Raw genomic sequence first — 24,222 nt, 5'->3', positions numbered from 1 at the left:
CCGCGGCATCCGCCACCTCCCGCGTCCCGTCATCCCCCTCGCCTCCTCCAGATCGGACCCGCCGATGGCCACCGCTGACGCTCCCCTGATCGTCGCCACGCCGCCGCGCCCGCGCAGTGCCCGCCGGTCGCGCACGCTGCGCAAGATCGCGCTCGGCATCGCCGGCATCCTCGGTTTCCTCGTCACCTGGCAGATGCTGCCGACGCTCGGCCTCGTCGACCCGCGGTACTTCCCGAGCGCCACCGTCACCCTCGCCGCCCTCGGCCAGGAGATGCGCGACCTCGAGTTCTGGCGCAACGTCGGCCGCACGATGACCGCGTGGGGCTTGGGCCTCGTCATCGCGACCGTGCTCGCCACGGTGCTCGGCACGATCATCGGGCTGGTCCCGTTCCTGCGCCGCGCGACGCACACCACGGTCGAGTTCCTGCGGCCGATCCCCTCGGTCGCCCTCATCCCGCTCGCGATCCTCATGTTCGGCCTGCGCATCGAATCCGCGCTCGTGATCATCGTCTACGCCAGCTTCTGGCAGGTGTTCATCCAGGTGCTCTACGGCGTGGCCGACGTCGACACCGTCGCGCGCGACACGGCGCGCAGCTTCGGGCTCTCGCGCGGCTCGCGCATCGTGAACCTGGTGTTCCCGACGGCGCTGCCGTACCTCATGACAGGGCTGCGCCTCGCCGCCGCGGTGGCGCTGATCCTCGCGATCACCGCCGAGATGTTCATCGGCAATCCGGGGCTCGGCCGCGAGATCGTCTTCGCCCAGTCGGCGGGCAATTGGCCCGTGGTCTATGCCCTCGTCATCGTGACCGGCATCCTCGGCCTTCTCATCAACCTGGTGTTCCGCGCCATCGAGCGCCGCTCGCTCGCCTGGCACCAGTCGGTGCGAGGGGAGGAGGTCCTGTGACGCTGTACACGAGCACCGTCGTGACGCCGCGCCGGCGCTCACGGGTATGGGCGAAGATCGGCGAGAGCACGCTCTACGCGATCGGCCTGCCTCTGGTCCTGCTGGTGATCTGGGGCATCTGGGCCACCATCAGCCCGGCGCTGTTCTTCCCGCCGCCCCTCGAGATCCTCGACGCGTTCGTCGACACCTGGATCGGCCCCGCGTTCGTCACCGATGTGCTGCCGAGTCTCGGTCGGCTGGCGATCGGCATCGTCATCTCGATCGCGGTCGGCATCGTCGCCGGCACGCTGATCGGCCTCAATCGCTGGCTGCGCGAGCTGCTCGAGCCGATGCTGGAGTTCTTCCGCGCCGTGCCGCCACCGGTGCTGCTGCCGATCGTCGTGGTGCTGATGGGACCGACCGACGCCATGAAGATCGTGGTCATCGTGGTCGGCTCGGTGTGGCCGATCCTCCTGAACACGATCGAGGGCGTCCGCTCCACCGACTCCGTCATGACAGAGACCGCGCGGTCGTTCGCGGTGACGCCGGGCGAGCGCCTGCGCTACCTCGTGCTGCCCGCGGCGAGTCCGCGCATCATGGCGGGCGTGCGGCAGTCGCTGTCGATCGCCCTCATCCTGATGGTGATCTCGGAGCTGGCGTACTCGTCGTCGGGGCTGGGCTATCAGATCGTCTACTTCCAGCGGAACTATCTCATCGCCGAGATGTGGAGCGGCATCCTGCTGCTCGGGCTCATCGGCATCCTGCTCGCGGCGATCTTCGGTCTCGTCGAGCGACGCGTGCTGCGCTGGTATCACGGAATCAAGGAGGTGGAGCGTGCCTGAGCCGCTTCAGACAACGTCGACGCTCTTGAACGTCGAGCACCTGCGGAAGGTCTACGAGTCGTCGACCGGCAACGTCGAGGCGATCGGCGACATCGGATTCCGGATGGATGCCGGCGAGCTGGTGTGCATCGTCGGCCCTTCCGGATGCGGCAAGACGACGCTGCTGAAGTGCATCGCCGGCCTGCTCAAGCCGACCTCGGGCGTCGTCGAGCTCGGCGGGCGGCGGGTGACCGCCCCGCCGCCGAAGATGGCCCTCGTGTTCCAGGAGTACGGCCGCAGCCTGTACCCGTGGCTCACCGTCCGCGGGAACGTCGAGCTGCCGCTCAAGCACAAGAAGCTCACGCGCGCCGAGCGCGATCGGCTCGTCGACGACGCCCTGAGCGCCGTCGGTCTGGAGCACGCGACGGGCAGCTACCCCTGGCAGCTGTCGGGCGGCATGCAGCAGCGCGTGGCCATCGCCCGCGCCGTCGCGTACGAGCCCGAGGTGCTCATCATGGACGAGCCCTTCGCGGCGGTCGACGCGCAGACCCGCGCCGACCTCGAGGATCTGGTGCGCAAGCTCCATCGCGAGCGCGGGATGTCGATCCTGTTCGTCACGCACGACATCGACGAGTCCGTCTACCTCGGCGAGCGCGTCATCGTACTCTCGAAGTCGCCGACCTGGGTCCAGGAGGACCTCGCGATCGACCTCGCCCCCGAGCGGGACCAGATCACGACACGGGCCCTGCCCCGGTTCACAGAGCTGCGCACGCACGTGTACGAGCAGATCCAGCGTGCCAAGCGCGGTGAGGCGGTGCGCCCAGGGGCTGCCGCGTGAGTTCGTCAGCCGCCCCGGGGCCCGCGGTGCTCGTCGCTTCGACCGCCGAGACCTCTGTGCTCACGCGCAAGCCGCGGCAGCTGCTCCTGGCCTTCTTCGGCGAGTTCGTGTGCGACCGCTACTTCGAGCCGCTCCGCGCGAGCGTTCTGATCGGCACGCTCGAGAGCGCGGGGGTCGCCGCGTCGGCCGTGCGGACCAACCTCGACCGCATGGTCGACAGCGGGCTCCTCGAGCGCCGGCGACTCGGACGCGAGATCGGCTTCGAGCTGACCGCCCACGGCAGCGAGGTGCTCCGCGAGGCATCCGGTCGAGTCAACGGGCCGGCCCCGTTCGAACCCCAGGGCGAGGGCTGGACCCTCGTGACCTTCAGCGTGCCCGAGCACCTGCGCGACCTGCGCCACCGCCTGCGGGCGGCGCTGACGTGGTCCGGCTTCGCGGTGCTGCGCGACGGCCTGTGGATCGCGCCGGGTGCGGTCGACCTGGCCGCCGCCCTCGACGCGATCATCCCGGATGTGCCGCCGGCCTCGATCACCGCTTTCTCGGCGACCGAGCTGGAGGGATTCCCCATGGCCGAGGCGGTGCGCGTGGCCTGGGACATCGAGCGCATCCGCGAGGCCCATCTCGAATTCATCGAGCACTGGGACCGCGAGGATGCGGCATCCGATCTTCCTCCCGTCACGGCGCGGACGCTGCTCGTGGCGGACTGGCTCGCACTGCTGCGCGCCGACCCACGGCTTCCTCGTCAGTACATGGGGGAGGACTGGCCGGCGGACCGATCGGCCGCGCTCTTCACGCGCCGGCACCGCGAGTTCGCGTTCCCCGCCGTCCGGGACTTCGCCGGTCTCGTCGGCTGACGCGACAGCCGCAGCGGACGGGGCGGAGTCAGAGATACCTATATGCATAGGCAATATCAATAGGTATCCTGACGCTCATGCGCACCTCGCCCGAGGGTCAGCGGTCGCCCTCGATGTCGAGGTCGGTCAGTGCTCCGCCTCGATCTCGGCAGCCCGGGCGAGTGTGCGTTCGACGATCTGAAGATCGCGCAGCTCCTCGAGCATGCGGTGAAGCAGACCGTTGAACCGCTCCACGTCGTCACCGCTCACATGCGACAGGATGAGCTCCTGTCCCCGCATCGAGATCGGCAGCATGGCGTCGTGCATCTCGGCGCCCGCGCTCGAGAGAAACATCGGCCGCGAGCCCCGCGGCCCATCCGAGAGGACGAGCAGTTCGCGCTGGACCAGTGCGCTGACGCTCTTGGACACGATGGCCTTGTTCACTCCGAGGAACTCGGAGATCTCAGTCGCCGACGCGCCTGGCCGGATCGCGAGCGCGGAGATCACCCGCCACTCGTTGGTGCCCAGCCCGAAGCGGCGGCGGAGCTCGTGCGACTCGCGCCACACGAGGGCGTTGGACAGGAGCGCCAGAAGGCGGGGGGTGAAGGATTCCGGATCCAGCGCGTGGCCGAGCGGCTCGGTGACCGTTCCGGGCGGCAGGACGGGCCGTGTGGTGGGGGCGGGCTGCGGAGGCATCCGGCTCCTTTCGTGTGAAGAGTCTGACAGAGAGGCATCGGTCCTGCGCCCCCGAGGGGACGCAGGACCGCGTGCGTGCTGCGCCGGCTCAGTGCGCCATAGCCGCGAGCGCCTCGGGGTCGATGGTCGCGATGGCGCGGGTGTCCTGGAAGGCGCGGACGCCCTCGATACCCTGCTCGCGGCCGATGCCCGACTTCTTCATGCCGCCGAAGGGCGCGCGCAGGTCGAGGCGCGTGGCGCCGTGATCGTTGATCCAGACGTACCCGCACACGAGCTGCGAGCCGACGCGCTGTGCCGCCTCGGGCGAGGCCGTCCACACCGAGCCGCACAGGCCGCCCCACGTGTCGTTGGCGAGGCGGACCGCCTCTTCTTCGGTGTCGAAGGGGATGATCGGGATGACCGGACCGAACTGCTCCTGGGTGACCACGCGCAGCGAGGGCTCGGGGTCGACGACGATCGCGGGGCGCAGGAAGTTCCCACCGGCGAGGTCGCCCGAGGGCAGCTCTCCGTACTCGCGGACGTCGGCGCCGGCATCCTTCGCCTCTTGGATGATCTCCTCGACGAACGCCTTCTGGGCGGGCGAGTGAAGCGGACCCATCGTGGTGCCCTCGTCGAGCCCGTATCCGATCTTGGCCCGCTCGAGTCGCCGTGCCATCCCGGCGACGAGTTCGTCGAGTCGCGAGCGGTGCACGAACACGCGCTTGGCGTTCATGCAGATCTGCCCGGTGGTGTCGTAGATCGCCGCGTAGAGCCGGTCGAGGTGGGTGTCGTCGAGGATCGCGTCCTCCAGCAGCACGGCGGCGTCGTTCCCCCCGAGTTCGAGCGTCACCCGCGTGAGGCTCTTCGACGCCATCTCCATGATCCGCTTGCCGCCGTTGACCGACCCGGTGAAGCACACCTTGTCGACGTCGGTGATGAGAGCGCCCATGTTCTCGTCCTTGCCGGTCACGATGTTGAGCACCCCGGGGGGCAGCTTCTCGGCGACGCGCTGCACGACGCGCGTGGTGGCCAGCGGCGCCGAGGGCGGCGGCTTCACGATCGCGGTGTTGCCGGCGAGCAGGGCATGCGGCAGCGATGCGCCGAGGATCGCGATGGGCCAGTTGAAGGGCACGATCACCGTCACCACTCCGAGCGGCTGGTACGACACGTCGGTCGAGACGGGGATCGCCCCGGGCACGACCGGGAGCGTGTGGCCCTTGTCGACCTCGTCGGCCAGCATGAGCGCGAGGTTCCACCGGATCTCGAAGACGAGGGCGTCGACCCAGGACTCGAATCTGATCTTGCCGTTCTCCTGCGACAGGACGGCGGCGTCCTCATCGCGGTCGTCGGCGATGCCGGCGATCGCCTCGGCCATCTTCGCCGCGCGCTCCTGCGGGGACAGCGCCGCCCATGCGGGGTAGGCCGCACGCGCGGCCGCGACGGCATCCGCGACGTCCTGTTCGGACGCGGATGCCGCGTGCCCCACGATCGCCCCGGGCTTGCCGGGATCGGCGATCGCGAGTGTCTCCTGCGTCTCGCGGGCCTCGCCCCCGATGAACAAGCCGGTCCGCAGCTCTGCGGCCGTGCTCAGCGTGTCAGTCATCGAATTCGCACCTCTCTGTGTCGTTCGGGTCGGCGCACGCGCGCTCCAGCGGGCTGCGCGGGCCGGGTGTGGCATCCACGATCCCCCTCGATCAGACAGATGTCAACGTGTTTAGACATATTCCTGTTTACGTGTAAAGCAGATTGTGTTAGCGTCACTCGCGTCACCCCGGCGACGCAGCCACGGGGACGAGAGCGAGTGTCGATGACGACCTTCCCGCGGCGTCTGATCGACCTCACACGGTGTCAGTCGATGAGGAGGCATGGAATGGGAACGCACACCCTGGAGACCGGCCAGCGGCCCGGCGTCGCCGAGCTGGAGGAGCTCGCGTTCGAGCTGCGCTCGAAGCTGCTGCACCTGTGCGGCACGTACGAGGGCGCGGTTCACATCGGCGGCGATCTCTCGGCGGCCGACATCTTCACGGCGCTGTTCCACTACGGGTTGCGCGTCGACCCGGACGACATCGCCAATCCTGCGCGGGATCGGTTCGTGCTGAGCAAAGGTCACGCTGCCGTCTGCATGTACATCGCGATGTCGATGCGGGGGTTCTTCTCCTACGAGGGGATCGTCCAGACGTACGGGCAGCTCGACAGCGCGTACGGGATGCATCCGTGCAAGGTTCAGCTCCCGGGAGTCGAGTGCTCGACCGGCTCGCTCGGGCACGGCCTGCCCCTGGCCGTCGGAATGGCGCTGAGCGCGCGCCACCGCAAGGAGGACCACCGTGTGGTGTGCCTCCTCGGGGACGGCGAGACCGGCGAGGGGAGCGTCTGGGAGGCGGCGATGGCCGCCCGCAGCAACGGGCTCGGCAACCTCGTCGCTTTCATCGACCGCAACCGGCAGCTCATGACGAGCTTCGCCGAGGAGCGCGTCGTCTTCGAGCCCTACCCGGACAAGTGGCGCGCCTTCGGCTGGAACGTCGTCGAGACGGACGGCCACGACATGGCGCAGCTCGTCGCCACGATCGATGCCCTCCCTGCCGCCGACAGCGACCGGCCCACCGTCGTCATCGCCGAAACCGTCAAGGGGAAGGGCGTCGACTTCATGGAGCACAACCTCGCCTGGCACGCCGGCTCGCTGGGCGCCGCAGATCTCGAGCGAGCGCTCGCATCGCTCGAGTCCAACCGCAGGAAGGAGACGGTCTGATGCCCGTCACGTTCACGTTCGGAGAGTTCCTCGGTGCCCGCTCGGTCATCGGGACGACTCTCGCCGAGCTCGGCGACGTCCACTCGAACCTCTGGGTCATCACACCGGACATCGGGGCGACGCTCGTGGAGTTCCGCGACAAGTTCCCCGACCGCTTCCTCGACGTCGGCCTCGCCGAACAGGTGAGCGTCGGCATCGCGGCCGGCCTCGCCTACGACGGGAACATCCCGGTCGTGTCGGGGATGCTGCCGTTCCTCAGCATGCGCGCGCTCGAGCAGATCCGCACCGACGTCTGCTATCCGAACCTTCCGGTGAAGATCATCGGCACGCACGGAGGACTCGTCGGCAACGGCGGCTCCACCCACTACGCGGTCGAGGACCTCTCACTCATGTGCTCCCTGACGAACATGACGGTGACCTCGATCGGCGACCCGCTCATGGTCGGAGAGATCCTCCGGCAGTCCATGACGATGCGCGGGCCGCTCTACATCCGGCTCGCCGTCGGCAAGAAGGACATGGTGCTCTACGAGCCCGGCGAGCACGACATCCGCATCGGCAAGGGGATCGTCGCGCGCCAGGGCACCGACGCCACGATCTTCACGCATGGCACGACGGTGGCGCAGGCGATCCAGGCGGCCGAGCAGCTCGCCGAGGACGGCCGGTCGATCCGCGTCGTCGACATGTTCACGTTGAAGCCGATCGACGAGGCCCTCGTCCTCGAGTGCGCCGACGAGACGGACGGACGATTCGTCGTGCTGGAGGACCACCTCGCCTACGGCGGCCTGGCCTCGCGGATCGCCGACGTCCTCGCCGATCGCGGCGTGCACCTCACCGCCTTCGAGCGGCTCGGCATCCCTCAGGTGTACGCCGGCTTCGGCGAGGACGAGCAGCTGCGCGACAAGCACGGCTACGGACTGAGCGCGACCGTCGCGGCCCTCCGCCGCGTGCTCGCGGCCGGGTGACGACGATGCTCGAAGAGGAGGAGGGCGTGAAGTGAGGACTGTCGCCGTCACGAGGATCGGGAGCCTCCGGGATCCCGATCCGGATGCCCGCGGGCTGATCGACGTCGTCGACTTCCCGGCCCAGCCGCTCGGCCCGGAGGACGTCCGGATCCGGGTCGCCTACGCCGCGATCTGCGGCTCCGATCCGCACCTCGCGGAGGGGTACTTCGGCACGGCCGTGCCGATCGGGCTCGGCCACGAGATCTCGGGTGTCGTCGAGGAGCTGGGAGAGCGGGCGCACCGCAACGGTCTGCGGGTGGGCGACCGGGTCGCGGGGAACTTCCTCCGCTTCTGCGGCACGTGCCGCCCGTGCCAGGAGGGCCGGCAGCAGTTCTGCGAGAACATCCAGGAGTACAACCGGCCCGGCATGGCCGAGACGATCACGTGGCACGAGTCGCAGGTGTACCGGCTGCCCGACGCTGTCTCCCTGCTGAAGGGGTGCCTGCTCGAGCCGACCTCCGTCGCGGTGCGGATCGCCGACAAGACGCGCGCCCGCGTCGGCGACCGCGTCGCGATCGTCGGGGGAGGGCCGATCGGCCAGCTGGCGCTCCAGGTGATGCGCATGGCGGGTGCAACCTCCCTCACGATGATCGAGCCGATCGCGGCGCGCCGTGAGATGGCGAGCCGGCACGGAGCGGAGTACACCATCGACCCGGTGTCGGAGGACCAGGTCGCCCGTGCGCTCGAGCTCACCGACGGGCGGGGCTACGACGTCGTCATCGACGCCTCGGGCTCGGTGCGAGCGGTGCGGGGCGTGCTCGACATCGCGGCCAAGGGCGCGACCGTGGTCTACGGGGCGATGTATCCCGCGGACTTCGAGATGCCGCTGAACCTCTCGGACTACCTGTACCTCAAGGAGCTCACGATCACCGGGGTCTTCGTCTCTCCGTACGCCTTCCCCCGCGCCCTGCAGATCCTTCCGCACCTCGACGTCGACGAGCTCACGGCCGCTGTCTTCGACCTCGATGACGCACCCGCTGCGTTCGCGGCGCATCTCGGCGGCGAGCACCCGAAGGTCGTCCTCCGCTGCAATGCCATCGACGAAGAGGGGGTGCGATCGTGACCCTGGTGGACGACACCACGACGACCGCCGCACTCGAAGCGCGCGACATCGTCAAGCGGTTCGACGGTGTGCACGCGCTCGAGGGGGCGCGACTGTCCGTGCTCCCGGGCGAGATCCACGCGCTGCTCGGCGAGAACGGTGCGGGGAAGTCGACGCTCATCAAGATCGTCACCGGCATCTACGCGCCCGACGCGGGGACGCTGTGGCGGTCGGGTGAAGAGGTCGAGTTCGGCAACGTACGTGTGGCGAAGCGCGCCGGAGTCGTCGCGCTCTACCAGGAGCTGTCGATCATCCCGTCGCTGAGCGTCGCCGAGAACATCCTGCTCGGCGAGGAGACGCCCAATCGCGGCGGGGTCGTGCAGTGGCGCACTCTTCGACGTCGGGCGAAGGAGCAGCTCGACCGGATCCATCAGCGGATCCCGCTCGGCAAGCTCGCCGGCGAGCTCTCTCCGGTCCAGCAGACGATGGTGGCGTTCGCCCGCGCGCTCGCCACCGACGCGCGGGTGCTCATCCTCGACGAGCCGACGGCGTCGCTCACCGACACCGAGATCACCGAGCTCTTCTCCGTGCTGCGCCGGCTGCGCGACGAGGGAGTGGCCATCGTCTATGTGTCGCACCGCCTCGAAGAGGTCTTCGAGCTGTGCGACCGGCTGACCATCATGCGCAACGGCAAGACGATCGTGACGAAGGACGTCGCCGATTCGCACATCGACGAGGTCATCTCCAACATGGTGGGCCGCGAAGCGGGTCAGCTGTACCCGGAGCGCACGCCGGCGACGACGGGCGAGGTGGCCCTCGCCGTCGAGGGCCTCGATGGCCGGCGCGTCAAGGACGTGTCGTTCGTCGCCCGGCGCGGCGAGGTCCTCGGCATCGGGGGGCTCGCCGGCTCGGGCCGCAGCGAGCTGCTGCGGATCCTCTCCGGCGCTCAGCGGCACGCGGCCGGGACGATCACCGTCGACGGAAAGGTCCTGCGTCATTCCCCGGGAGTCGAACGTGCGCTGGAAGCCGGTATCGCGCTGGTGCCGGAGGAGCGCCGCAGTCAGGGAGTCATCCTCGGCTCGACCATCCGCGACAACATCGCGCTCGCGAACATCCCCGCGATCAGCACGATGGGGGTGGTGTCGGGCGCCCGCATCTCCGACATCGTCAGCCGCGGGATGACCGACCTCCGCGTCAAGGCGCGCAGCCAGCGTCAGCCGGTCGGCGAGCTCTCGGGCGGGAACCAGCAGAAGGTCGTGCTCGCCAAGATGCTCGCGCGGGGGCCGCGCATCCTCCTGATGGACGAGCCGACGCGGGGGATCGACGTCGGGACGAAGGGCGAGATCTACCGGCTGATCCGGCGGCTCGCCGCGGAGGGAACGACCGTCATCGCGGTGAGCTCCGAGCTTCCCGAGCTCATCGGGATGAGCGATCGGATCCTCATCATGCACGAGGGCCGCATCTCGGGAGAGGTCGCGGCCGAAGGGGCGGACGAAGAGGTCCTCCTCAGCTACTGCTACGGAAAGGCGGACTCGCATGACGACCATGCGTAACCCCGGTATCGAGGACACGACCGACACGGTCGCGGTCCCGCGCCGCTCGGTGGGGCAGACGCTCCTCTCGGCGGGAACCGTCATCGCGCTGATCGCGCTCGTCGTGTTCTTCTTCGCGATGCGGCCCGACGTGTTCCTCACGTTCACGAACGTCCGCAACATCCTGTATCAGGTCGCGATCCTCGCGATCATCGCGGGTGCGCAGACGATCGTCATGGTCGTCGGAGACTTCGATCTCTCGGTCGCGGCGACCTCCTCGCTCGCCGGCGCGGTGGTCGCAGCGCTCATGATCGACGGAATCCCGGTCGCCGTGGCGATCCTCATCGGGCTCGCCGTGGGCCTCCTCATCGGAATCGTCAACGGGCTGCTGATCGCCTATCTGAACCTGTCCGCCTTCGTCGCGACCCTCGCGACGCTGACATCCGTGACGGGTCTGGCATTCCTCGTCACGGCGGGCACCACCCTGTTCAACCTTCCGCCCGAGTTCAACAGCCTCGGTCAGGGGCGCTTCCTCGAGATCCCGCTCCCGGTGTTCATCGCGATCCTCATCTCCATCGTCCTCTGGTTCGTGCTCCGGTACACCACCATGGGTCGTCGGTGGTACGCGACCGGTGGCAACGCCGAGGTCTCGCGCCTCTCGGGTGTCAACGTGCGCCGCGCGCGCCTGCTGGCCTTCTCGATCGCGGGCCTCGTCGCAGCCGTCGGCGGAATCCTCCTCGCAGCCCGCCTCGGAAGCGCGAGCGCCGTGCAGGGCGAGGACAACCTCCTCTTCTCGGTGGCTGCAGTGTTCCTCGGCATGACGGTCGTGCGGTCGGGCGCCGCGAACATCGGCGGAACCATGGTGGGCGTCGCGATCATCGGCGTGATGAGCAACGGCCTCAACGTCCTCGGGGTCAACGCGTACGTGCAGCAGGTGGTCACCGGCCTCATCATCATCGCCGCCGTGACCCTCTCGTCCCTCCGACATCGAGAGCGCTGACCCTCAGACCCTCATCTCCCCTTGTGGGGCTTCGGCCCCGAGCACCCGTCGACACAACACGCAACGACACAAAGGAGTAGTTCCATGCGTACATCAGTGAAAGCCATCGCGGCCGCGGCGGTCGCCCTCCTCGCCCTGACCGGATGCTCGTCCGGCGGCGGCGCCGGCGGATCGACCGAGGATGCCGGGGGCGACGCGCCGTTCCGCGTCGTCGCGTTCACCTCGGGCAACCAGACGCCGATCGGCGCCTGGTGGGTCAAGGCCGTCGAGCAGCAGGCCGACGAGCTCGGCTGGGATCTCACGATGATCCAGGGCGACTTCGACTTCCAGAAGATGAACCCCGCGGTCGAGAGCGCGATCGGCCAGGGGGCCGACGCGGTCTACAACGGCTACACCAACGTCGCCTCGATCGGCTCGATCGTGACGGCGGCGAAGGATGCCGGCATCCCGATGTTCGCGATCGACGCGGCCACCGAGCCCACCGATGCCTACGCACTCGACATCACGACCGACCAGCAGGGCATCGTCGACCAGACGCTGGGGGCGATCTCGGACAAGATCGGCGGCCTCGACGGCAAGAAGATCATGGTCATCGGTCACGACCCGCACGCGGGCATCCGGATGCGGGCGAGCCTCGCCGCGAAGGACATCGAGGCGGCGGGAGGCGAGCTCGCCGGCGGTGAGATCCAGCAGGTCGTGTCGCCCGCGACCGGCCGCACCGAGGCCCTCGCCCTCGTCGCGGATTACCTCGCCGCGAATCCCGGGGGCCTCGACGCCGTCTGGGTCGGCTGGGACGACGCCGCCCTCGGCGCCGCGCAGGCGGTCACCGAGGCGGGCGGCGACACCGTCGTGACGGGTGTGGATGCCACGAGTGAGGCCATCGCGGCGATCCAGGCCGGAGGACCCTTCCTCGCCACGGTCGAGCAGCCGTGGCCCTCGATTAACGACGACGTGATGGCGGCGATCGTGGCGTTCCAGGAGGACGGCACCATGCCGGAGTCGAACTTCGAAGCGGTCGGCACGACGCTCGTCGACATCGACAACGCCGCCGACATCACCCCGTCCGACAAGCTCGGCTGACGACGTCGGCGCCGGTGAGAGGCGGGACCACCGCCTCCACCGGCGCCGGCACACCGGCGCTGAGCCTTCCCTCGACGAAACCACGACACACGAAAGAGACGACATGCGTTTGGCAGGCAAGGTGGCCCTCATCACGGGAGGCGCCAGCGGGATCGGACTCGCGACCGTCCGCAAGTTCATCGCGGAGGGCGCCAAGGTGGCGGTCGCCGACATCGCATCCGAGAGGGCGCAGGAGGTGGTCGACACCCTCCCGGAGGGGAGCGCGGTCGCGGTCGGAGTCGACGTGTCGGTGTACGACCAGGTCGAGGCCGCCGTGCAGGCGTCCGTGGACGCGTTCGGCAAGCTCGATGTCATCTTCAACAACGCCGGGATCGCGGGCGGCAAGCCGCTGCTCGAGCACGACCCGGCGGTCGACTACGCGCCCATGATCCGCGTCGATCAGGACGGCGTCTACCACGGCATCCTCGCCGCCGGACGGCAGTTCCGGCGGCAGGGGACGGGCGGGGTGATCATCTCGACGTCGTCCATCTACGGAGAGCAGGCCGCGGAGCTCGCGTTCAGCTACAGCGCGGCGAAGGCGGCCGTGATCTCGTTCACCCGGTCAGCCGCGTATGAGCTGGCCGATTACGGCGTGCGCGCGGTCGCGATCACGCCGGGCCGCGTCGGAACCCCGATCATCAACCAGTTCTCCGACGATCTGAAGCAGCTCTTCGCATCGGAGCAGCTGCGCAACGCGCTCACCGCGCCGGAGGAGATCGCGAATGTGGTCGCGTTCCTCGCATCGGACGAGGCGAACGCCATCAACGGAACTGTCGTCCACGTCGACGACGGATACTCGGCGTTCAAGCAGCGGTTCACACTGCCGGTGTTCTGACGACGGGACAGGCGCATGAACCCCTCCGTCGAGCTCGACCTCGACCTCGCGTTCCACGTCAGCATCGCGGTGGCCGATGCGACACCTGCGGCCCTCGCGCCCCTGCTGGGTGAGTTGCGCGCGTTCGAGTACCGGCGTGCGGTCCTCCCACCCCTCGATCCGTCGCGGACGGATGCCGCGGCCCTGCGTCGCGTGTTCGCAGACGTGGAGCTCGTCCCCATCGCGATGACCGGTCAAGGTCCCGGAGCGGACGTGTCGTCGGAGGACGACGCGGAGCGTCGCGCCGGTGCGGCCGTCCTCCGCGACGCCGTCGACTTCGCGATCGCGGTCGGCGCCGATCAGCTCAACGGGGTCCCGTACGGCCGCTTCGGCCCGCCGGGCGGGCCCACGTCACGGTCTGCGCTCGTGCGCGCCGCGCGAGAGGTGGGCGCCGTGGCGGACTACGCCGCGGGCGAAGGCGTGGCGATGACCTTCGAGGTGCTCAACCGCTACGAGACGTCCGCGATCAACACGGCGGAACAGGCCGTCGAGTTCGTCGAACTGAGCGGATCCGACAACCTTCGCATCCACCTCGACACCTTCCACATGGCGATCGAGGAGGCCGACATGGCCGGGGCGATCCGCGCGGCGCTGCCGAGGCTCGGGTATCTCGAGCTGGGGCAGTCCGGTCGAGGATCCCTCTCGACCGGGGTCGTCGACATCGCGGGCGTCGTGCGGCAGGCGCTCGACGACGGGTACACCGGGCGCTGGGGCGTGGAAGCCTTCTCCCGCTCGCTCGTGGGCTCACCCGCCGGAGACATGCTGGCGATCTGGCGCACTCCGTTCGACAATGCTCTCGACCTCGCGGCCGACGCCGCACGGGTCGTGCGCAGGGGATGGTCGGAGAGCGCACAGGGCCGGCGGGCTCAGAGACTCGCGCGCAGCCACGGCTGACGCGCCACAGGAAGGAACAACGATGTCCACCACGATCGAGACCGCGAGCGCCAGCCTCATCGACACGGCCGCGTTCGCCGGCCGGGTCTTCATCGACGGCGAGTGGGTCGCTGCGGGCGGCGGCGAGATCGCCTCCGTCGCCCCCGCGACCGGACAGGCGATCGCGACGGTCGGCATCGCCTCGGCTGCCGACGTCGCGAGAGCCGCCGAAGGCGCCGCGAGAGCGCAGCGCGAGTGGGCGGCCACGCCTCACCCGACGCGGGCCGCCGTGCTCCGCCGAGCCGCGCAGCTGTGGGAGGAGCACGCCGACGAGATCATGGGCTGGAACATCCGCGAAGTGGGCGCGATCCCGGCGCTCGCGGGCTTCGCCCTGCACGTCACGGCGGCCGAGTGCTACGAGGCGGCGTCGCTGCCGTCGGCTCCGCTCGGCTCGATCCTCGCCAGCGAGGAGCCCCGCCTGTCGCTCGCGCAGCAGGTGCCGGTCGGCGTCGTGGGAGTCATCTCGCCCTTCAACGTGCCGCTCATCCTCGGCATCCGTGCCGTCGCTCCGGCCCTCGCACTCGGCAACGCCGTGCTCCTCAAGCCCGACCCCCGCACGGTCGTCACCGGGGGCGTCTCGATGGTGAGGATCTTCCAGGAGGCGGGGCTCCCGGCAGGCCTCCTCCAGCTCGTCCCCGGCGGTGCGGAGGTGGGCGAGGCGATCGTGGCCGACCCGAACGTGCGCGTGGTCGCATTCACGGGTTCCACGCGAGCGGGTCGGATCGTCGGCGAGTCGGCGGGGCGCCACCTCACGCGGGCGCACCTCGAGCTGGGCGGCAACTCGGCCTTCATCGTGCGGGAGGATGCGGATGTCGATCAGGCCGTCAACCTGGCGACGTGGGGGTCCTACCTCCACCAGGGCCAGATCTGCATGACCGTCGGACGCCACATCGTGCACGAGTCCCTGTTCGAGGAGTATGTCTCGAAGCTCGCGGCGAAGGCCGAGTCGATGCATGTCGGCGACCCCGCGACCGGTCAGGTGCACCTCGGTCCGCTCATCGACGAGGTCCAGCGGGATCGCGTGCACACGCTGGTCCAGGATGCCGTGGCCCAGGGGGCACAGCTGCGCGCCGGCGGTTCGTACGACGGCCTGTTCTATCGCCCGACCGTGCTTGCGGGCACCCCCGCGGACGCCGCCGCCCATCACGAGGAGGTCTTCGGGCCCGTCGCCTCGGTCGTCTCGTACGCCACCGATGACGAGGCGGTCGAGCTCGCGGCATCCACCGAATACGGCCTGTCGCTCGGGATCGTGAGCCGTGACGTCATGACGGCGCTCGCGATGGCGCAGCGCATCCCGACCGGGATCGTCCACATCAACGACCAGACGGTCAACGACGAGGCGAACGCGCCGTTCGGCGGGGTCGGCGCGTCGGGCACCGGGTCCCGACACGGAGGAGCTCAGGCGAACATCGACGCCTTCACCGAGACGCGATGGATCACGGTGCGGCGCGAGCCGGGACAGTATCCGCTGTGACGCCGCGGCGGGCGGTCAGCCCCGGCCGAACCGCTCGCGCAGGTCGGCCTTGCGGACCTTCCCGGATGCGGTGCGCGGGAGGTCTTCGACGACGACGACGTTCTTGGGCAGCTTGTAGCGCGCGAGCAGTCCGTCGAGGTGCGCGCGGACGATCTCGGTGTCGACCTCGGCGCCCTCACGGAGCGTGACCACGGCCCAGGGGACCTCACCCCAGCGCTCGTCGGGGACGCCCACGACCGCGACGCCCGAGATGCCCTCGATGTCGGCGATGAGGTTCTCGACCTCGGCCGGGTAGATGTTCTCGCCGCCCGAGATGATCATGTCCTTCAGGCGGTCGGCGATGTAGAGGTAGCCGTCGGCGTCGAGGTACCCGAGGTCGCCGGAGCGGAACCAGCCGTCGTCGGTGAACGCCGCCGCGGTCGCCTCCGGCTGACCGTGGTAGCCGAGGAAGACGTTGGGCCCGGCCACCTCGATCTCGCCGACGGTGCCGCGCGGCACGACCTCGCCGTGCTCGTCGGTGATCCGCACCTCGGTGAAGAAGTGCGCCAGCCCGACGCTGCCCTGCTTCTCACGGGTCATCGCGGGTGCGAGCGACGTCGCGCCGGGAGAGGTCTCGGTCATGCCGTAGCCCTGCGAGAACGACAGCCCGCGCTCCTCGTAGGCGTTGAGGATCCGCGTCGGAACGGCCGAGCCGCCGCACGTGAGCTTCTGCAGCGTCGAGAGATCGGTCGTCGCCCAGGCGGGATGGTCGGCCATCATCTGGTACGTCGTGGGAACGCCGCTCAGCATCGTGATCCCGCGCTCCTGGATGAGCGAGAGAGCGCGGCCCGGCTCGAAGCCCTTCTCGAGCACGAGCGTCGCTCCTTTCAGGAGCACGGGCAGCGCACCCATGCCGAGTGAGGCGACATGGAACAGCGGTGAGATCATCAGCGACACGTCGGCCGAGACCACGTCGTAGTCGACGACGCAGTTGAGGGCGACCCACGTGAGGTTGCCGTGGCTGAGCACGGCGCCCTTGGGCTTGCCGGTCGTTCCCGACGTGTAGATGATGGCGGCCGGGTCGTCGAGCGTGACATCGGCCACCGTGTGCCCGCCGGGTGCGTCGGCGACGAGCCGCGCCAGACCGGGATGCTCGGGAAGACCCTCGCCGGTCACGATGACGTGGGCGATCCGGCCCGCCTCGACGCCCGCCATCGCGCGCTCCACGAACTCGTCGTCGAGCACCACCGCGCGCGCGCCGGAGTCGACGAGCAGATGCTTCACCTCGGGCGCCGCGAGCCGAGTGTTGACGGGTACGAACACGGCGCCGAGCTGCGCGGCGCCGAACATCACCTGCAGGAACTGGGGGCTGTTCTCGCCGATGTACGCGACAGCGTCGCCGCGGCGGATGCCGCGGTGCCACAGCACGGCTGCGACGCGGTCGGCGGCATCCGCCAGCTCTCGGTACGTCAGCTCGCGGTCGCCGAAGACGACGGCCGTCTTGTCGGGGTTCTTCAGGCGCCGTTTGGCCAGCCAGAACCCGATTCCCCTGTGCATCGTTGCGGAGTCCTCTCCCTCGAGGCGTTTCGACTCGGTCGCTGCGCTCCCTCGCGCGGCGACCGGGGTGTCAGGCGTAGAAGCGGTACAGACCGCGGGCGACGACGGCGGGCTTGCCGCCGCCCTCGATCTCGATGGTCTGGTCGACGGCGAACTGGTAGCCGCCGGAGATCTCGGTGACCTCGGCGATGACGGCGCCGCCGCGCACGCGCGCCCCGACCTTGACCGGCGACACGAACCGCACCTTGTCGAGTCCGTAGTTCACCCGCGTCGTCACACCGGTGACATCGAACAGCTCCGACCAGAACTTCACGGTCAGCGACAGCGACAGGAAGCCGTGCGCGATCGCACCGCCGAACGGCCCCGCTGCGGCACGCTCGGGATCGACGTGGATCCACTGGTGGTCGTCGGTGGCGTCGGCGAAGAGGTTCACGCGCTCCTGCGTGACCTCGAGCCACTCGGTCCAGCCGAGGTCGGTGCCGGCGAGGCCTGCGACGTCGGCGTAGTCGACGGTGGTGGTCATGGGGTCTCCTTCGATCGGTCGGATGGTTCAGGTGAAGGCCGAGGCGCCCGTCAGGGCGCGCCCGACGATGAGGGCGTTGATCTCGTGCGTGCCCTCGTACGAGTACACGGCTTCGGCGTCGGCGAAGAACCGGGCGACGTCGTGCTCGAGCAGGATGCCGTTGCCGCCGAGCACCTCGCGTCCGAGCGCGACGGTCTCGCGTGCGAGCCGGGCGGTCTGCATCTTGGCGAGCGCGGAGTTCTCGTCGGCGAACTCGCCCGCGTCCTGCCTGGCAGACAGCTGCACGACCAGTGCGAGCGAGGCGACGGTGTTGCCGAGCATGCGGGCGAGCTTCTCCTGCACGAGCTGGAAGCCGCCGATGGGCCGCTCGAACTGGTGGCGCTCCCGCACGTAGCGCACGGTCGCGTCGAGCGCGCCGGCCTGCAGACCGGCGGCGATCCAGGCGACGTCGGACCGCATCGCGCGCAGGATCCGCGCCACGTCACGCCAGCCGTTCACGCTCTGGAGGCGCTCCGCCTCGGTCACCCGCACGCCATCGAGCGCGATCACCGCGTTCTGCATGGGACGCAGCGCGACCTTGCCGCCGATCGCCTCGAGCCGCACGCCCGCCGTGTCGGTGGGCACGAGGAACGCCTTGACCGCGTGGTCGTCGACATCGCGGGCGAACACGACGAGCACATCGGATGCCGCGGCCCCGCCGATCCACTTCTTCCGGCCGTCGATCACCCACGCGTCGCCCTCGCGGCGCGCGGTGGTGGCGAGACCGCCGGCGATGTCGGACCCGTGCTCCGGCTCGGTGAGCGCGAAGACGCCCTTCAGATCGAAGGTCCGCACGCGCGGGTCGAGCCCCGCCGCCTGCGCGGGTGATCCGCCCAGCGCGATCGCGGTGCGGAAGAGCCCCGACTGCGCGTTGTACAACGTCGCCACCGACACGTCGGTGCGCGCCAGCACGTAGTTGCGGAACCCGGAGTACACGCTCGACGCCGCCTCCGCAGCATCCATCCCCTCCGGCTGCATGAGGTCGAGCGGGATGAGGGCTTCGAGCACCTCGGGCGGCATGGTGGCCGTCTCCCACGCCTCGGCGAGGAGGGGACGGATGCTGCGCTCCAGCGTCTGCTGCAGACGCTCGAGTGCCGCCCGCGCGGCCGGGCTGAGATGCGCAGCCGCGATCGCGTACGGGTCGAACCCGAACGTCGCATCCGCCTCGAGCGCAGGCACGTCAGCCTCCGAGCCCGAGGAGCCGCGCCGCGTTGTCCTTCAGGATGCCCGGCATGACCTCGGGCTTGAAGGAGCCCATGGTCTCGGCATCCCTCATCCACCGGTCGGGGGTGAGCAGGGGGAAGTCCGAGCCGAACAGCACCCGCTTCTTCAGGTACGAGTTCGCGGCGCGCACGAGCGGCTCGGGGAAGTACTTGGGGCTCCAGCCCGACAGGTCGATCCACGTGTTGTGCTTGTGGGTCGCCACCGAGAGGGCCTCGTCCTGCCAGGGGACCGAGGGGTGGGCCATGATGATCTGCAGCTCGGGGAACCGCGCCGCGACCGGGTCGAGCAGCATCGGGTTCGACAGGCCCAGCAGCAGGCCGCGCCCACCCGGAAGGCCCGCGCCGATGCCGGTCTGCCCGGTGTGGAAGAGCGCCACAACCCCGGCCTCCTGCAGCACCTCGTACAGCGGGATGTGCGCCTCGTCGGACGGGTCGAAGCCCTGCACGGTCGGGTGGAACTTGAAGCCGCGCACGCCGTGCTCGTCGATCAGGCGGCGCGCGTCGTCGATCGCGGTCGTCTTGCGGGGGTCGACAGAGCCGAACGGGATGAGCACGTCGTTGTTGCGGGCGGCGCCGTCGGCGATGTCGGCGCTGGAGAGCGGGGAGTGGCCGAGCTGCGTCTCGGCGTCGACCGTGAACACGACGGCCGCCATGCGGCGCTCGCGGTAGTACTCCGCCACCGAGTCGAGGTCGGGATTGGGGCCGTCGGTGCTGAAGTACTTCGCCGCGCCGGCGGCGAGATCCTCGGGAAGCGAGGCGTGACCGTGACCGTCGACCTCGATGTGCACGTGCACGTCGATCGCCGTGATCGCGTCGAGGTCGATCGCCGGTTCGTAGCCGGTCACGGGCGCTGCAGCTCTTCCGGGAGCGGCGGGAACTTCTCGCCGACCGTCTGCGGCGCGCCGATCGCCTCCGCGAATCCGGATTCGAGGTCGTCGTACGACCAGCCGCCCTCGCGGTAGGCGGTCGCGACGGCCTCGGGGTGCGACCACAGCTGCAGCCTGTCGCCGCCGATGCCGATCGCCTGACCGGTGACGGCGGCGGCAGCATCCGATGCCAGATAGGCGATGAGTCCTGCGACGTCGTCCGAGGTGCCGAACCCGAGGTCGTGGCGGAAGAAGGCGGGCATCGGCTCTCCCGCGGCGTCGGCCTCGACGGCGGTGGCGAAGTACGGAACCGTCGCGGTCATGGCGGTCGCCGCGACCGGGATGACCGCGTTGGCGGTGATGCCGGCGCGCGTGAGCTCGAGGGCCCACGTGCGCACCATGCCGACGATGCCGGCCTTCGCGGCGGCGTAGTTGGTCTGGCCGAAGTTGCCGCGCTGGCCGGTGGGCGAGCCGATGCAGATGATGCGGCCGGGCACCTCGTGCTCGCGCATCCAGGTGGCTGCCTCGCGGACGCAGGTGAAGGTGCCGCGCAGGTGCACGTTGATGACGGTGTCGAAGTCGTCGTCGCTCATCTTCCACAGCACGGTGTCGCGCAGGACGCCGGCGTTGGTGACGAGGATGTCGAGCCGGCCGAAGGTGTCGACGGCGGTCTGCACCAATTGCTTCGCGGTCTCGGTGGGGCCGACCGGTGCGACGACGGCGACCGCGCGGCCGCCTTCGGCTTCGATGGTGGCGACGGCGTCGGCGGCGGTGGCCTCGTCGACGTCGTTGATCACGACGGCGGCGCCCCGCCGGGCGAGTTCCTGGGCGTAGGCGAGGCCGAGGCCGCGGCCCGAGCCGGTGACGATGGCGACCTTGCCGTCGAGCGGTGCGTGCGAAGACATGCGTGAACTCCTTCGTGTCGGGTCCATTGAAGACCCAACTGTTGAAAAAGTCAATCATTCCGTTCGTCCATGAATTGGACTAGCATCGTGGCCATGCCGAAAGCCGCTGACGTCGCCGCCTCACCCGGCCTGCGCTCGTCGGCGCTCAGCGACGACCTGAGCTTTCTTCTGGCGCGGGCCAACGCCATCGCGCTCGCCGCGGGGAACGCCGCGCTGTCGGCGCACGGGCTCAAGGCGCGGTCGTACTCGGTGCTGGTGCTGACGTCGGGCGACGCCCGGCCCTCGCAGCGCGAGCTCGCCGAGTTCCTCCGGCTCGATCCCAGCCAGGTGGTGAGCCTCGTCGACGAGCTGCAGTCGCGCAGGCTCGTCGAGCGGCAGCCCGACCCGGCCGACCGGCGCGCGAACGTCGTCGTCGCGACGCAAGCCGGGCGGGCGCTCGCGGGCGCGGCGCGGGAATCCGCCCGTGTGGCCGAAGAGCGCGTGCACGCCGACCTGTCGGAGACCGAGCGTGCGACGCTCGCCACGCTGCTGCGGACGCTCGCCTTCCCCGGCGAGTGAGCCTGGGGGCGCAGCATCCGTCCCGCTAGCGACGTTCGAGGACGTAGCGGTCGCGGCCGGCGAACACGCCTACCGCCGTCAAGGCCACGAGGACGGCGAGGACGAGCGCGAGCGACGCGGTCCAGCCTCCGGTGAGGCTGTGCAGGGCGCCGAAGGCGATCGGGCCGAGCGCGGCGATGACATAGCCGACCGACTGCGACATGCCCGACAGCGCCGCCGAGGTGTCGTGGTCGCGGGCGCGCTGGGCCATGAGCGTGAGCGACATCGCGAGCGTCGCGCCGCCGGTCAGCCCGATGAGGGAGCCCCAGACCAGCACGCCGCCCGGCGCGATCATGAGGCCGGCGACGCCGACGATCGCGAGCGACGGGATGAGCGCCGGCGCCCAGCGCTCGAGGCCGCCCCGCAGCGCCAGCGGCAGCAGCAGGCAGCCGGCGAGCGAGAACAGCTGGTAGACCATGACGTCGATGCCGGCGACGACCTCGGAGCGTCCGATCGACATCGACAGCGGCGCGAGCCAGGTCACGAACATGTAGAACATCGACGCCTGCAGCCCCATGTAGGCGGCGACGAGCCAGGCGATCGGGTCGCGCCAGATGCCGGTGCGTCCGCGCGGTGTCGAGGAGCGATCGTGCGCGCGCCCGGCGCCCCGGTGCGCCCACCACCACGCGGCGATCGCGAACGGCAGGAGCGCGGCGCCCGTGATGAGAAGAGCGAAGCGCCACCCGGCCGGATCGCCGCCGAGCTCGATGTGCGAGATCGGCGCGACCACGCCCGACGAGACGGCGCCGAGCCCCGCGAGCAGCGCGGTGTAGGCGGCGGTCACGGCGGGGACGTGGCCGGAGAACTCGCGCTTGACCACCGCGGGCATGAGCACGTTGATGATGGCGATCCCGATGCCGATGATCGCGGTGCCGATCCACAGGCTCGCCACCGGACCCGGGATCGAGCGCACGAGAGTGCCCGCGAGCAGCACCAGCAGAGACCACAGCAACACCCGCGGCTGCCCGTACCGGCGGCTCAGGTCATGCGCGAGCGGCGAGAACAGCGCCCACGCGATGAGCGGCACTGCGGCGAGCAGGCCCAGCGCCGAGACCGACATGCCGGTGTCGGCGCCGATCTGGTCGAGGAGCGGCCCGAGCCCCGTGATCGCCGGCCGCATGTTCATCGCGACCAGGCACACGGCCGCGAGCAGCATCAGGGCCGAGGCCGTCCGCGACGGCTCGGGCGGTGCGGTCCGCGACGGTGAGGCCATAGGCACCGGACTATAGCCGAGGCGCAGGCCGCGGCATCCGTTCATTCCCGTTCAGCGGCATTCCGGGTGGTCGCGGTTCGGGGCGCGGCGCCTCCGTTCGGCGCGCGCGACGTGCGCCCCGTCTGTACGCGCCGCGCCCCGAACCGGCCTCACGGCGGAACCGCCGCCGCGTCAGGCGAGGCCCTCCAGCGGCCAGCCGGTGTACGCCTCGGCGAGGAACCGGCGACCGGCCTCCGACTCCACGACCGACTGCAGCTCGCCGAGCTGGCGCAGGCGGTCGAAGTCCGACGCGTCGGGCGCGACGTGCAGCATGTTGGTCATCCACCATGAGAAGTGCTGCGCCTTCCAGATGCGGTGCAGGGCCTTCTCGGGGAAGGCCTGGATGAGCCGGTCGTCGTTCTCGAGCAGCAGGGCGCGGAGGGCCCGCTCGAGCACGAGCACGTCGGCGACGGCGAGGTTCATGCCCTTCGCTCCGGTCGGCGGCACGGTGTGCGCGGCATCGCCGATGAGCGCGACTCGGCCGTGCAGCAGCTCGTGGGCGACGAAGCTGCGGAACCGCAGCACGTCGCGCTGGAAGATCCGGCCCTCCTTGAGGGTGGTGCCGGGCACGCGCTTCTGGAGCTCCTCCCACAGCTGCTCCTCGCTGAGGGCGTTCGGGTCGGCGTTCGGGTCGCACTGGAAGTACATGCGCTGCACCGTCGCGCTGCGCTGGCTGATGAGCGCGAAGCCGTCGGGAGAGTTGCTGTAGATGAGCTCGTCGGCGCTCGGCGGCGCCTCGCACAGGATGCCGAACCACGCGAACGGGTACTCCCGGAAGTACCCGCCCGTCGATGAACCCGTCACCGCCTCGCGAGCGACGCTGCGCGATCCGTCAGCGCCGACGACGAACTCGGCCTCGATCTCGAGGGGCGCGCCGTCGGCGTCGGTCGCGATGACGCGGGGGCGATCGGATGCTGCGTCCTCGACGAGCACGGCGGTCACGCCGAAGCGGAGATCCTGGCCCTTGTCGAGGCGCACTGCGATGAGGTCCTTGAGGGCCTCGTGCTGCGGGTACAGCCAGACGCCCCGGCCGACGAGGTCGGCGAAATCGATGCGGTGGCCGTGGCCGGCGAAGCGCAGCTCGATGCCGTCGTGGCGGTGGCCGACCGTGCGGACGCGGCTCGACGCACCCGACGAGTCGAGGATCTCGACCGTGCCCTGCTCGAGGATGCCGGCACGGATCGTCGTCTCGATCTCCTCGCGCGAGCGCTGGTCGATGACGACCGACTCGATGCCGGCGATCCCGAGCAGGTGCGACAGCAGGAGCCCGGCCGGGCCGGCGCCGACGATGGCGACGCGGGTGCGGATCGTGGACATGGACGTCTCCTTCGACGTTCGTGAATGTGAGATGGATGCCTCGCCCCAGTGTGGGCCGTCCCGCGCGCGGTTCGTCCACATTCCCGTTCATCGGGAGTCTGCTCGGCGGTCCGTTCTCGCTGGCCGAGCGTTCGCCTGTCGCAATGTGCCGGCGCGTGCGGCAGTTCGTGACAGGGGAGCGGTCCGTGCCTGG

The 24,222-nt window shown here is 70.0% G+C and carries 23 protein-coding genes; 14 read left to right on the top strand and 9 right to left on the bottom strand.

Going from position 1 to position 24,222, the window contains the following annotated elements:
* Positions 1-64 precede the first annotated feature (64 nt).
* From ACEYYH_RS20085 to ACEYYH_RS20070, 4 genes are read left to right on the top strand one after another with little or no spacing between them, the layout of a single operon-like run.
* On the top strand, positions 65-904 hold the full coding sequence (locus ACEYYH_RS20085) for an ABC transporter permease (RefSeq protein WP_374976058.1): 840 nt from the start codon (positions 65-67) through the stop codon (positions 902-904).
* The gene (locus ACEYYH_RS20080; protein ID WP_374976057.1) at positions 901-1,725 is read left to right on the top strand and encodes an ABC transporter permease; all 825 of its coding nucleotides are present in this window, start codon (positions 901-903) and stop codon (positions 1,723-1,725) included. The genes ACEYYH_RS20085 and ACEYYH_RS20080 overlap by 4 nt, the downstream gene beginning before the upstream one ends.
* Positions 1,718-2,542 carry an ABC transporter ATP-binding protein gene (locus ACEYYH_RS20075; protein ID WP_374976056.1) on the top strand — a complete coding sequence of 275 codons (825 nt, stop codon included), beginning with the start codon at positions 1,718-1,720 and terminating at the stop codon, positions 2,540-2,542. Before ACEYYH_RS20080 ends, ACEYYH_RS20075 begins: the two co-directional genes overlap by 8 nt.
* Positions 2,539-3,396: a PaaX family transcriptional regulator C-terminal domain-containing protein gene (locus tag ACEYYH_RS20070; RefSeq protein WP_374976055.1), complete on the top strand. Its 858-nt coding sequence runs from the start codon at positions 2,539-2,541 to the stop codon at positions 3,394-3,396. The genes ACEYYH_RS20075 and ACEYYH_RS20070 overlap by 4 nt, the downstream gene beginning before the upstream one ends.
* Positions 3,397-3,522: 126 nt before the next feature.
* Here the strand turns inward: ACEYYH_RS20070 and ACEYYH_RS20065 are convergent, their stop codons facing one another.
* The gene (locus tag ACEYYH_RS20065) at positions 3,523-4,071 is read right to left on the bottom strand and encodes a MarR family winged helix-turn-helix transcriptional regulator (RefSeq protein WP_374976054.1); all 549 of its coding nucleotides are present in this window, start codon (positions 4,069-4,071) and stop codon (positions 3,523-3,525) included.
* Between the two features lie 88 nt (positions 4,072-4,159).
* The gene (locus tag ACEYYH_RS20060) at positions 4,160-5,653 is read right to left on the bottom strand and encodes an aldehyde dehydrogenase family protein (RefSeq protein ID WP_374976053.1); all 1,494 of its coding nucleotides are present in this window, start codon (positions 5,651-5,653) and stop codon (positions 4,160-4,162) included.
* Between the two features lie 267 nt (positions 5,654-5,920).
* Here ACEYYH_RS20060 and ACEYYH_RS20055 point away from each other — a divergent pair, with 267 nt between their 5' ends.
* The 9 genes from ACEYYH_RS20055 to ACEYYH_RS20015 all read left to right on the top strand — a co-directional run bounded on the left by ACEYYH_RS20055 (position 5,921) and on the right by ACEYYH_RS20015 (position 15,771).
* On the top strand, positions 5,921-6,796 hold the full coding sequence (locus ACEYYH_RS20055) for a transketolase (protein WP_374976052.1): 876 nt from the start codon (positions 5,921-5,923) through the stop codon (positions 6,794-6,796).
* Positions 6,796-7,758 carry a transketolase family protein gene (locus tag ACEYYH_RS20050; protein ID WP_374976051.1) on the top strand — a complete coding sequence of 321 codons (963 nt, stop codon included), beginning with the start codon at positions 6,796-6,798 and terminating at the stop codon, positions 7,756-7,758. The genes ACEYYH_RS20055 and ACEYYH_RS20050 overlap by 1 nt, the downstream gene beginning before the upstream one ends.
* Before the next feature lie 31 nt (positions 7,759-7,789).
* Positions 7,790-8,860: a zinc-binding dehydrogenase gene (locus ACEYYH_RS20045; protein WP_374976050.1), complete on the top strand. Its 1,071-nt coding sequence runs from the start codon at positions 7,790-7,792 to the stop codon at positions 8,858-8,860.
* Positions 8,857-10,392: a sugar ABC transporter ATP-binding protein gene (locus ACEYYH_RS20040; RefSeq protein ID WP_374976049.1), complete on the top strand. Its 1,536-nt coding sequence runs from the start codon at positions 8,857-8,859 to the stop codon at positions 10,390-10,392. The genes ACEYYH_RS20045 and ACEYYH_RS20040 overlap by 4 nt, the downstream gene beginning before the upstream one ends.
* Positions 10,376-11,371, top strand: a complete 996-nt coding sequence (locus tag ACEYYH_RS20035) for an ABC transporter permease (protein WP_374976048.1) — start codon at positions 10,376-10,378, stop codon at positions 11,369-11,371. Before ACEYYH_RS20040 ends, ACEYYH_RS20035 begins: the two co-directional genes overlap by 17 nt.
* An 84-nt stretch (positions 11,372-11,455) precedes the next feature.
* Positions 11,456-12,451, top strand: coding sequence for a sugar ABC transporter substrate-binding protein (locus ACEYYH_RS20030; RefSeq protein ID WP_374976047.1), 996 nt, complete (start codon positions 11,456-11,458; stop codon positions 12,449-12,451).
* Between the two features lie 103 nt (positions 12,452-12,554).
* Positions 12,555-13,325 carry an SDR family NAD(P)-dependent oxidoreductase gene (locus ACEYYH_RS20025; RefSeq protein WP_374976046.1) on the top strand — a complete coding sequence of 257 codons (771 nt, stop codon included), beginning with the start codon at positions 12,555-12,557 and terminating at the stop codon, positions 13,323-13,325.
* A 15-nt stretch (positions 13,326-13,340) separates the two neighbouring features.
* Positions 13,341-14,258 carry a sugar phosphate isomerase/epimerase family protein gene (locus ACEYYH_RS20020; protein ID WP_374976045.1) on the top strand — a complete coding sequence of 306 codons (918 nt, stop codon included), beginning with the start codon at positions 13,341-13,343 and terminating at the stop codon, positions 14,256-14,258.
* Between the two features lie 22 nt (positions 14,259-14,280).
* Entirely contained in the window at positions 14,281-15,771 is a 1,491-nt protein-coding gene (locus ACEYYH_RS20015; protein WP_374976044.1) for an aldehyde dehydrogenase family protein, read from the top strand.
* Positions 15,772-15,786: 15 nt separating this feature from the next.
* Here the strand turns inward: ACEYYH_RS20015 and menE are convergent, their stop codons facing one another.
* The 5 genes from menE to ACEYYH_RS19990 all read right to left on the bottom strand — a co-directional run bounded on the left by menE (position 15,787) and on the right by ACEYYH_RS19990 (position 20,863).
* Positions 15,787-17,307, bottom strand: a complete 1,521-nt coding sequence (gene menE / locus ACEYYH_RS20010) for an o-succinylbenzoate--CoA ligase (RefSeq protein ID WP_374976043.1) — start codon at positions 17,305-17,307, stop codon at positions 15,787-15,789.
* A gap of 70 nt (positions 17,308-17,377) precedes the next feature.
* Complete coding sequence (locus ACEYYH_RS20005; RefSeq protein ID WP_374976042.1) at positions 17,378-17,830, bottom strand: MaoC family dehydratase; 453 nt, start codon at positions 17,828-17,830, stop codon at positions 17,378-17,380.
* Between the two features lie 27 nt (positions 17,831-17,857).
* On the bottom strand, positions 17,858-19,048 hold the full coding sequence (locus tag ACEYYH_RS20000; RefSeq protein WP_374976041.1) for an acyl-CoA dehydrogenase family protein: 1,191 nt from the start codon (positions 19,046-19,048) through the stop codon (positions 17,858-17,860).
* A 1-nt stretch (position 19,049) separates the two neighbouring features.
* Entirely contained in the window at positions 19,050-19,937 is an 888-nt protein-coding gene (locus ACEYYH_RS19995; protein WP_374976040.1) for an amidohydrolase family protein, read from the bottom strand.
* Positions 19,934-20,863 carry an SDR family NAD(P)-dependent oxidoreductase gene (locus ACEYYH_RS19990; protein ID WP_374976039.1) on the bottom strand — a complete coding sequence of 310 codons (930 nt, stop codon included), beginning with the start codon at positions 20,861-20,863 and terminating at the stop codon, positions 19,934-19,936. Before ACEYYH_RS19990 ends, ACEYYH_RS19995 begins: the two co-directional genes overlap by 4 nt.
* A 93-nt stretch (positions 20,864-20,956) precedes the next feature.
* Here ACEYYH_RS19990 and ACEYYH_RS19985 point away from each other — a divergent pair, with 93 nt between their 5' ends.
* Positions 20,957-21,421 (top strand): MarR family winged helix-turn-helix transcriptional regulator, encoded by a 465-nt coding sequence (locus tag ACEYYH_RS19985; RefSeq protein ID WP_374976038.1) that lies wholly within the window; start codon positions 20,957-20,959, stop codon positions 21,419-21,421.
* A gap of 25 nt (positions 21,422-21,446) precedes the next feature.
* Here ACEYYH_RS19985 and ACEYYH_RS19980 read toward each other — a convergent pair whose 3' ends face one another.
* Together ACEYYH_RS19980 and ACEYYH_RS19975 are read right to left on the bottom strand one after the other, a co-directional pair.
* A complete protein-coding gene (locus ACEYYH_RS19980; RefSeq protein ID WP_374976037.1) occupies positions 21,447-22,673 on the bottom strand; it encodes an MFS transporter in 1,227 nt (408 codons plus the stop codon).
* Between the two features lie 171 nt (positions 22,674-22,844).
* Positions 22,845-24,029: a 4-hydroxybenzoate 3-monooxygenase gene (locus ACEYYH_RS19975; protein ID WP_374976036.1), complete on the bottom strand. Its 1,185-nt coding sequence runs from the start codon at positions 24,027-24,029 to the stop codon at positions 22,845-22,847.
* Positions 24,030-24,222: the final 193 nt, after the last annotated feature.

It is taken from the genome of Microbacterium trichothecenolyticum (genome assembly GCF_041938625.1).
In the GTDB taxonomy this organism is placed as follows: Bacteria; Actinomycetota; Actinomycetes; order Actinomycetales; family Microbacteriaceae; genus Microbacterium; species Microbacterium trichothecenolyticum_D.
This window is presented reverse-complemented; position numbering and strand designations above follow the sequence as displayed.

What these genes read in the sequence shown, in the direction of transcription:
- ACEYYH_RS20085 (WP_374976058.1), top strand. Translation starts at nt 65, where the DNA reads ATGGCCACCGCTGACGCTCCCCTGATCGTCGCCACGCCGCCGCGCCCG.
- ACEYYH_RS20065 (WP_374976054.1), bottom strand. Translation starts at nt 4,071, where the DNA reads ATGCCTCCGCAGCCCGCCCCCACCACACGGCCCGTCCTGCCGCCCGGA.
- ACEYYH_RS20060 (WP_374976053.1), bottom strand. Translation starts at nt 5,653, where the DNA reads ATGACTGACACGCTGAGCACGGCCGCAGAGCTGCGGACCGGCTTGTTC.
- ACEYYH_RS20055 (WP_374976052.1), top strand. Translation starts at nt 5,921, where the DNA reads ATGGGAACGCACACCCTGGAGACCGGCCAGCGGCCCGGCGTCGCCGAG.
- ACEYYH_RS20050 (WP_374976051.1), top strand. Translation starts at nt 6,796, where the DNA reads ATGCCCGTCACGTTCACGTTCGGAGAGTTCCTCGGTGCCCGCTCGGTC.
- ACEYYH_RS20035 (WP_374976048.1), top strand. Translation starts at nt 10,376, where the DNA reads ATGACGACCATGCGTAACCCCGGTATCGAGGACACGACCGACACGGTC.
- ACEYYH_RS20030 (WP_374976047.1), top strand. Translation starts at nt 11,456, where the DNA reads ATGCGTACATCAGTGAAAGCCATCGCGGCCGCGGCGGTCGCCCTCCTC.
- ACEYYH_RS20025 (WP_374976046.1), top strand. Translation starts at nt 12,555, where the DNA reads ATGCGTTTGGCAGGCAAGGTGGCCCTCATCACGGGAGGCGCCAGCGGG.
- ACEYYH_RS20020 (WP_374976045.1), top strand. Translation starts at nt 13,341, where the DNA reads ATGAACCCCTCCGTCGAGCTCGACCTCGACCTCGCGTTCCACGTCAGC.
- ACEYYH_RS20015 (WP_374976044.1), top strand. Translation starts at nt 14,281, where the DNA reads ATGTCCACCACGATCGAGACCGCGAGCGCCAGCCTCATCGACACGGCC.
- menE (WP_374976043.1), bottom strand. Translation starts at nt 17,307, where the DNA reads ATGCACAGGGGAATCGGGTTCTGGCTGGCCAAACGGCGCCTGAAGAAC.
- ACEYYH_RS20005 (WP_374976042.1), bottom strand. Translation starts at nt 17,830, where the DNA reads ATGACCACCACCGTCGACTACGCCGACGTCGCAGGCCTCGCCGGCACC.
- ACEYYH_RS19990 (WP_374976039.1), bottom strand. Translation starts at nt 20,863, where the DNA reads ATGTCTTCGCACGCACCGCTCGACGGCAAGGTCGCCATCGTCACCGGC.
- ACEYYH_RS19985 (WP_374976038.1), top strand. Translation starts at nt 20,957, where the DNA reads ATGCCGAAAGCCGCTGACGTCGCCGCCTCACCCGGCCTGCGCTCGTCG.
- ACEYYH_RS19980 (WP_374976037.1), bottom strand. Translation starts at nt 22,673, where the DNA reads ATGGCCTCACCGTCGCGGACCGCACCGCCCGAGCCGTCGCGGACGGCC.
- ACEYYH_RS19975 (WP_374976036.1), bottom strand. Translation starts at nt 24,029, where the DNA reads ATGTCCACGATCCGCACCCGCGTCGCCATCGTCGGCGCCGGCCCGGCC.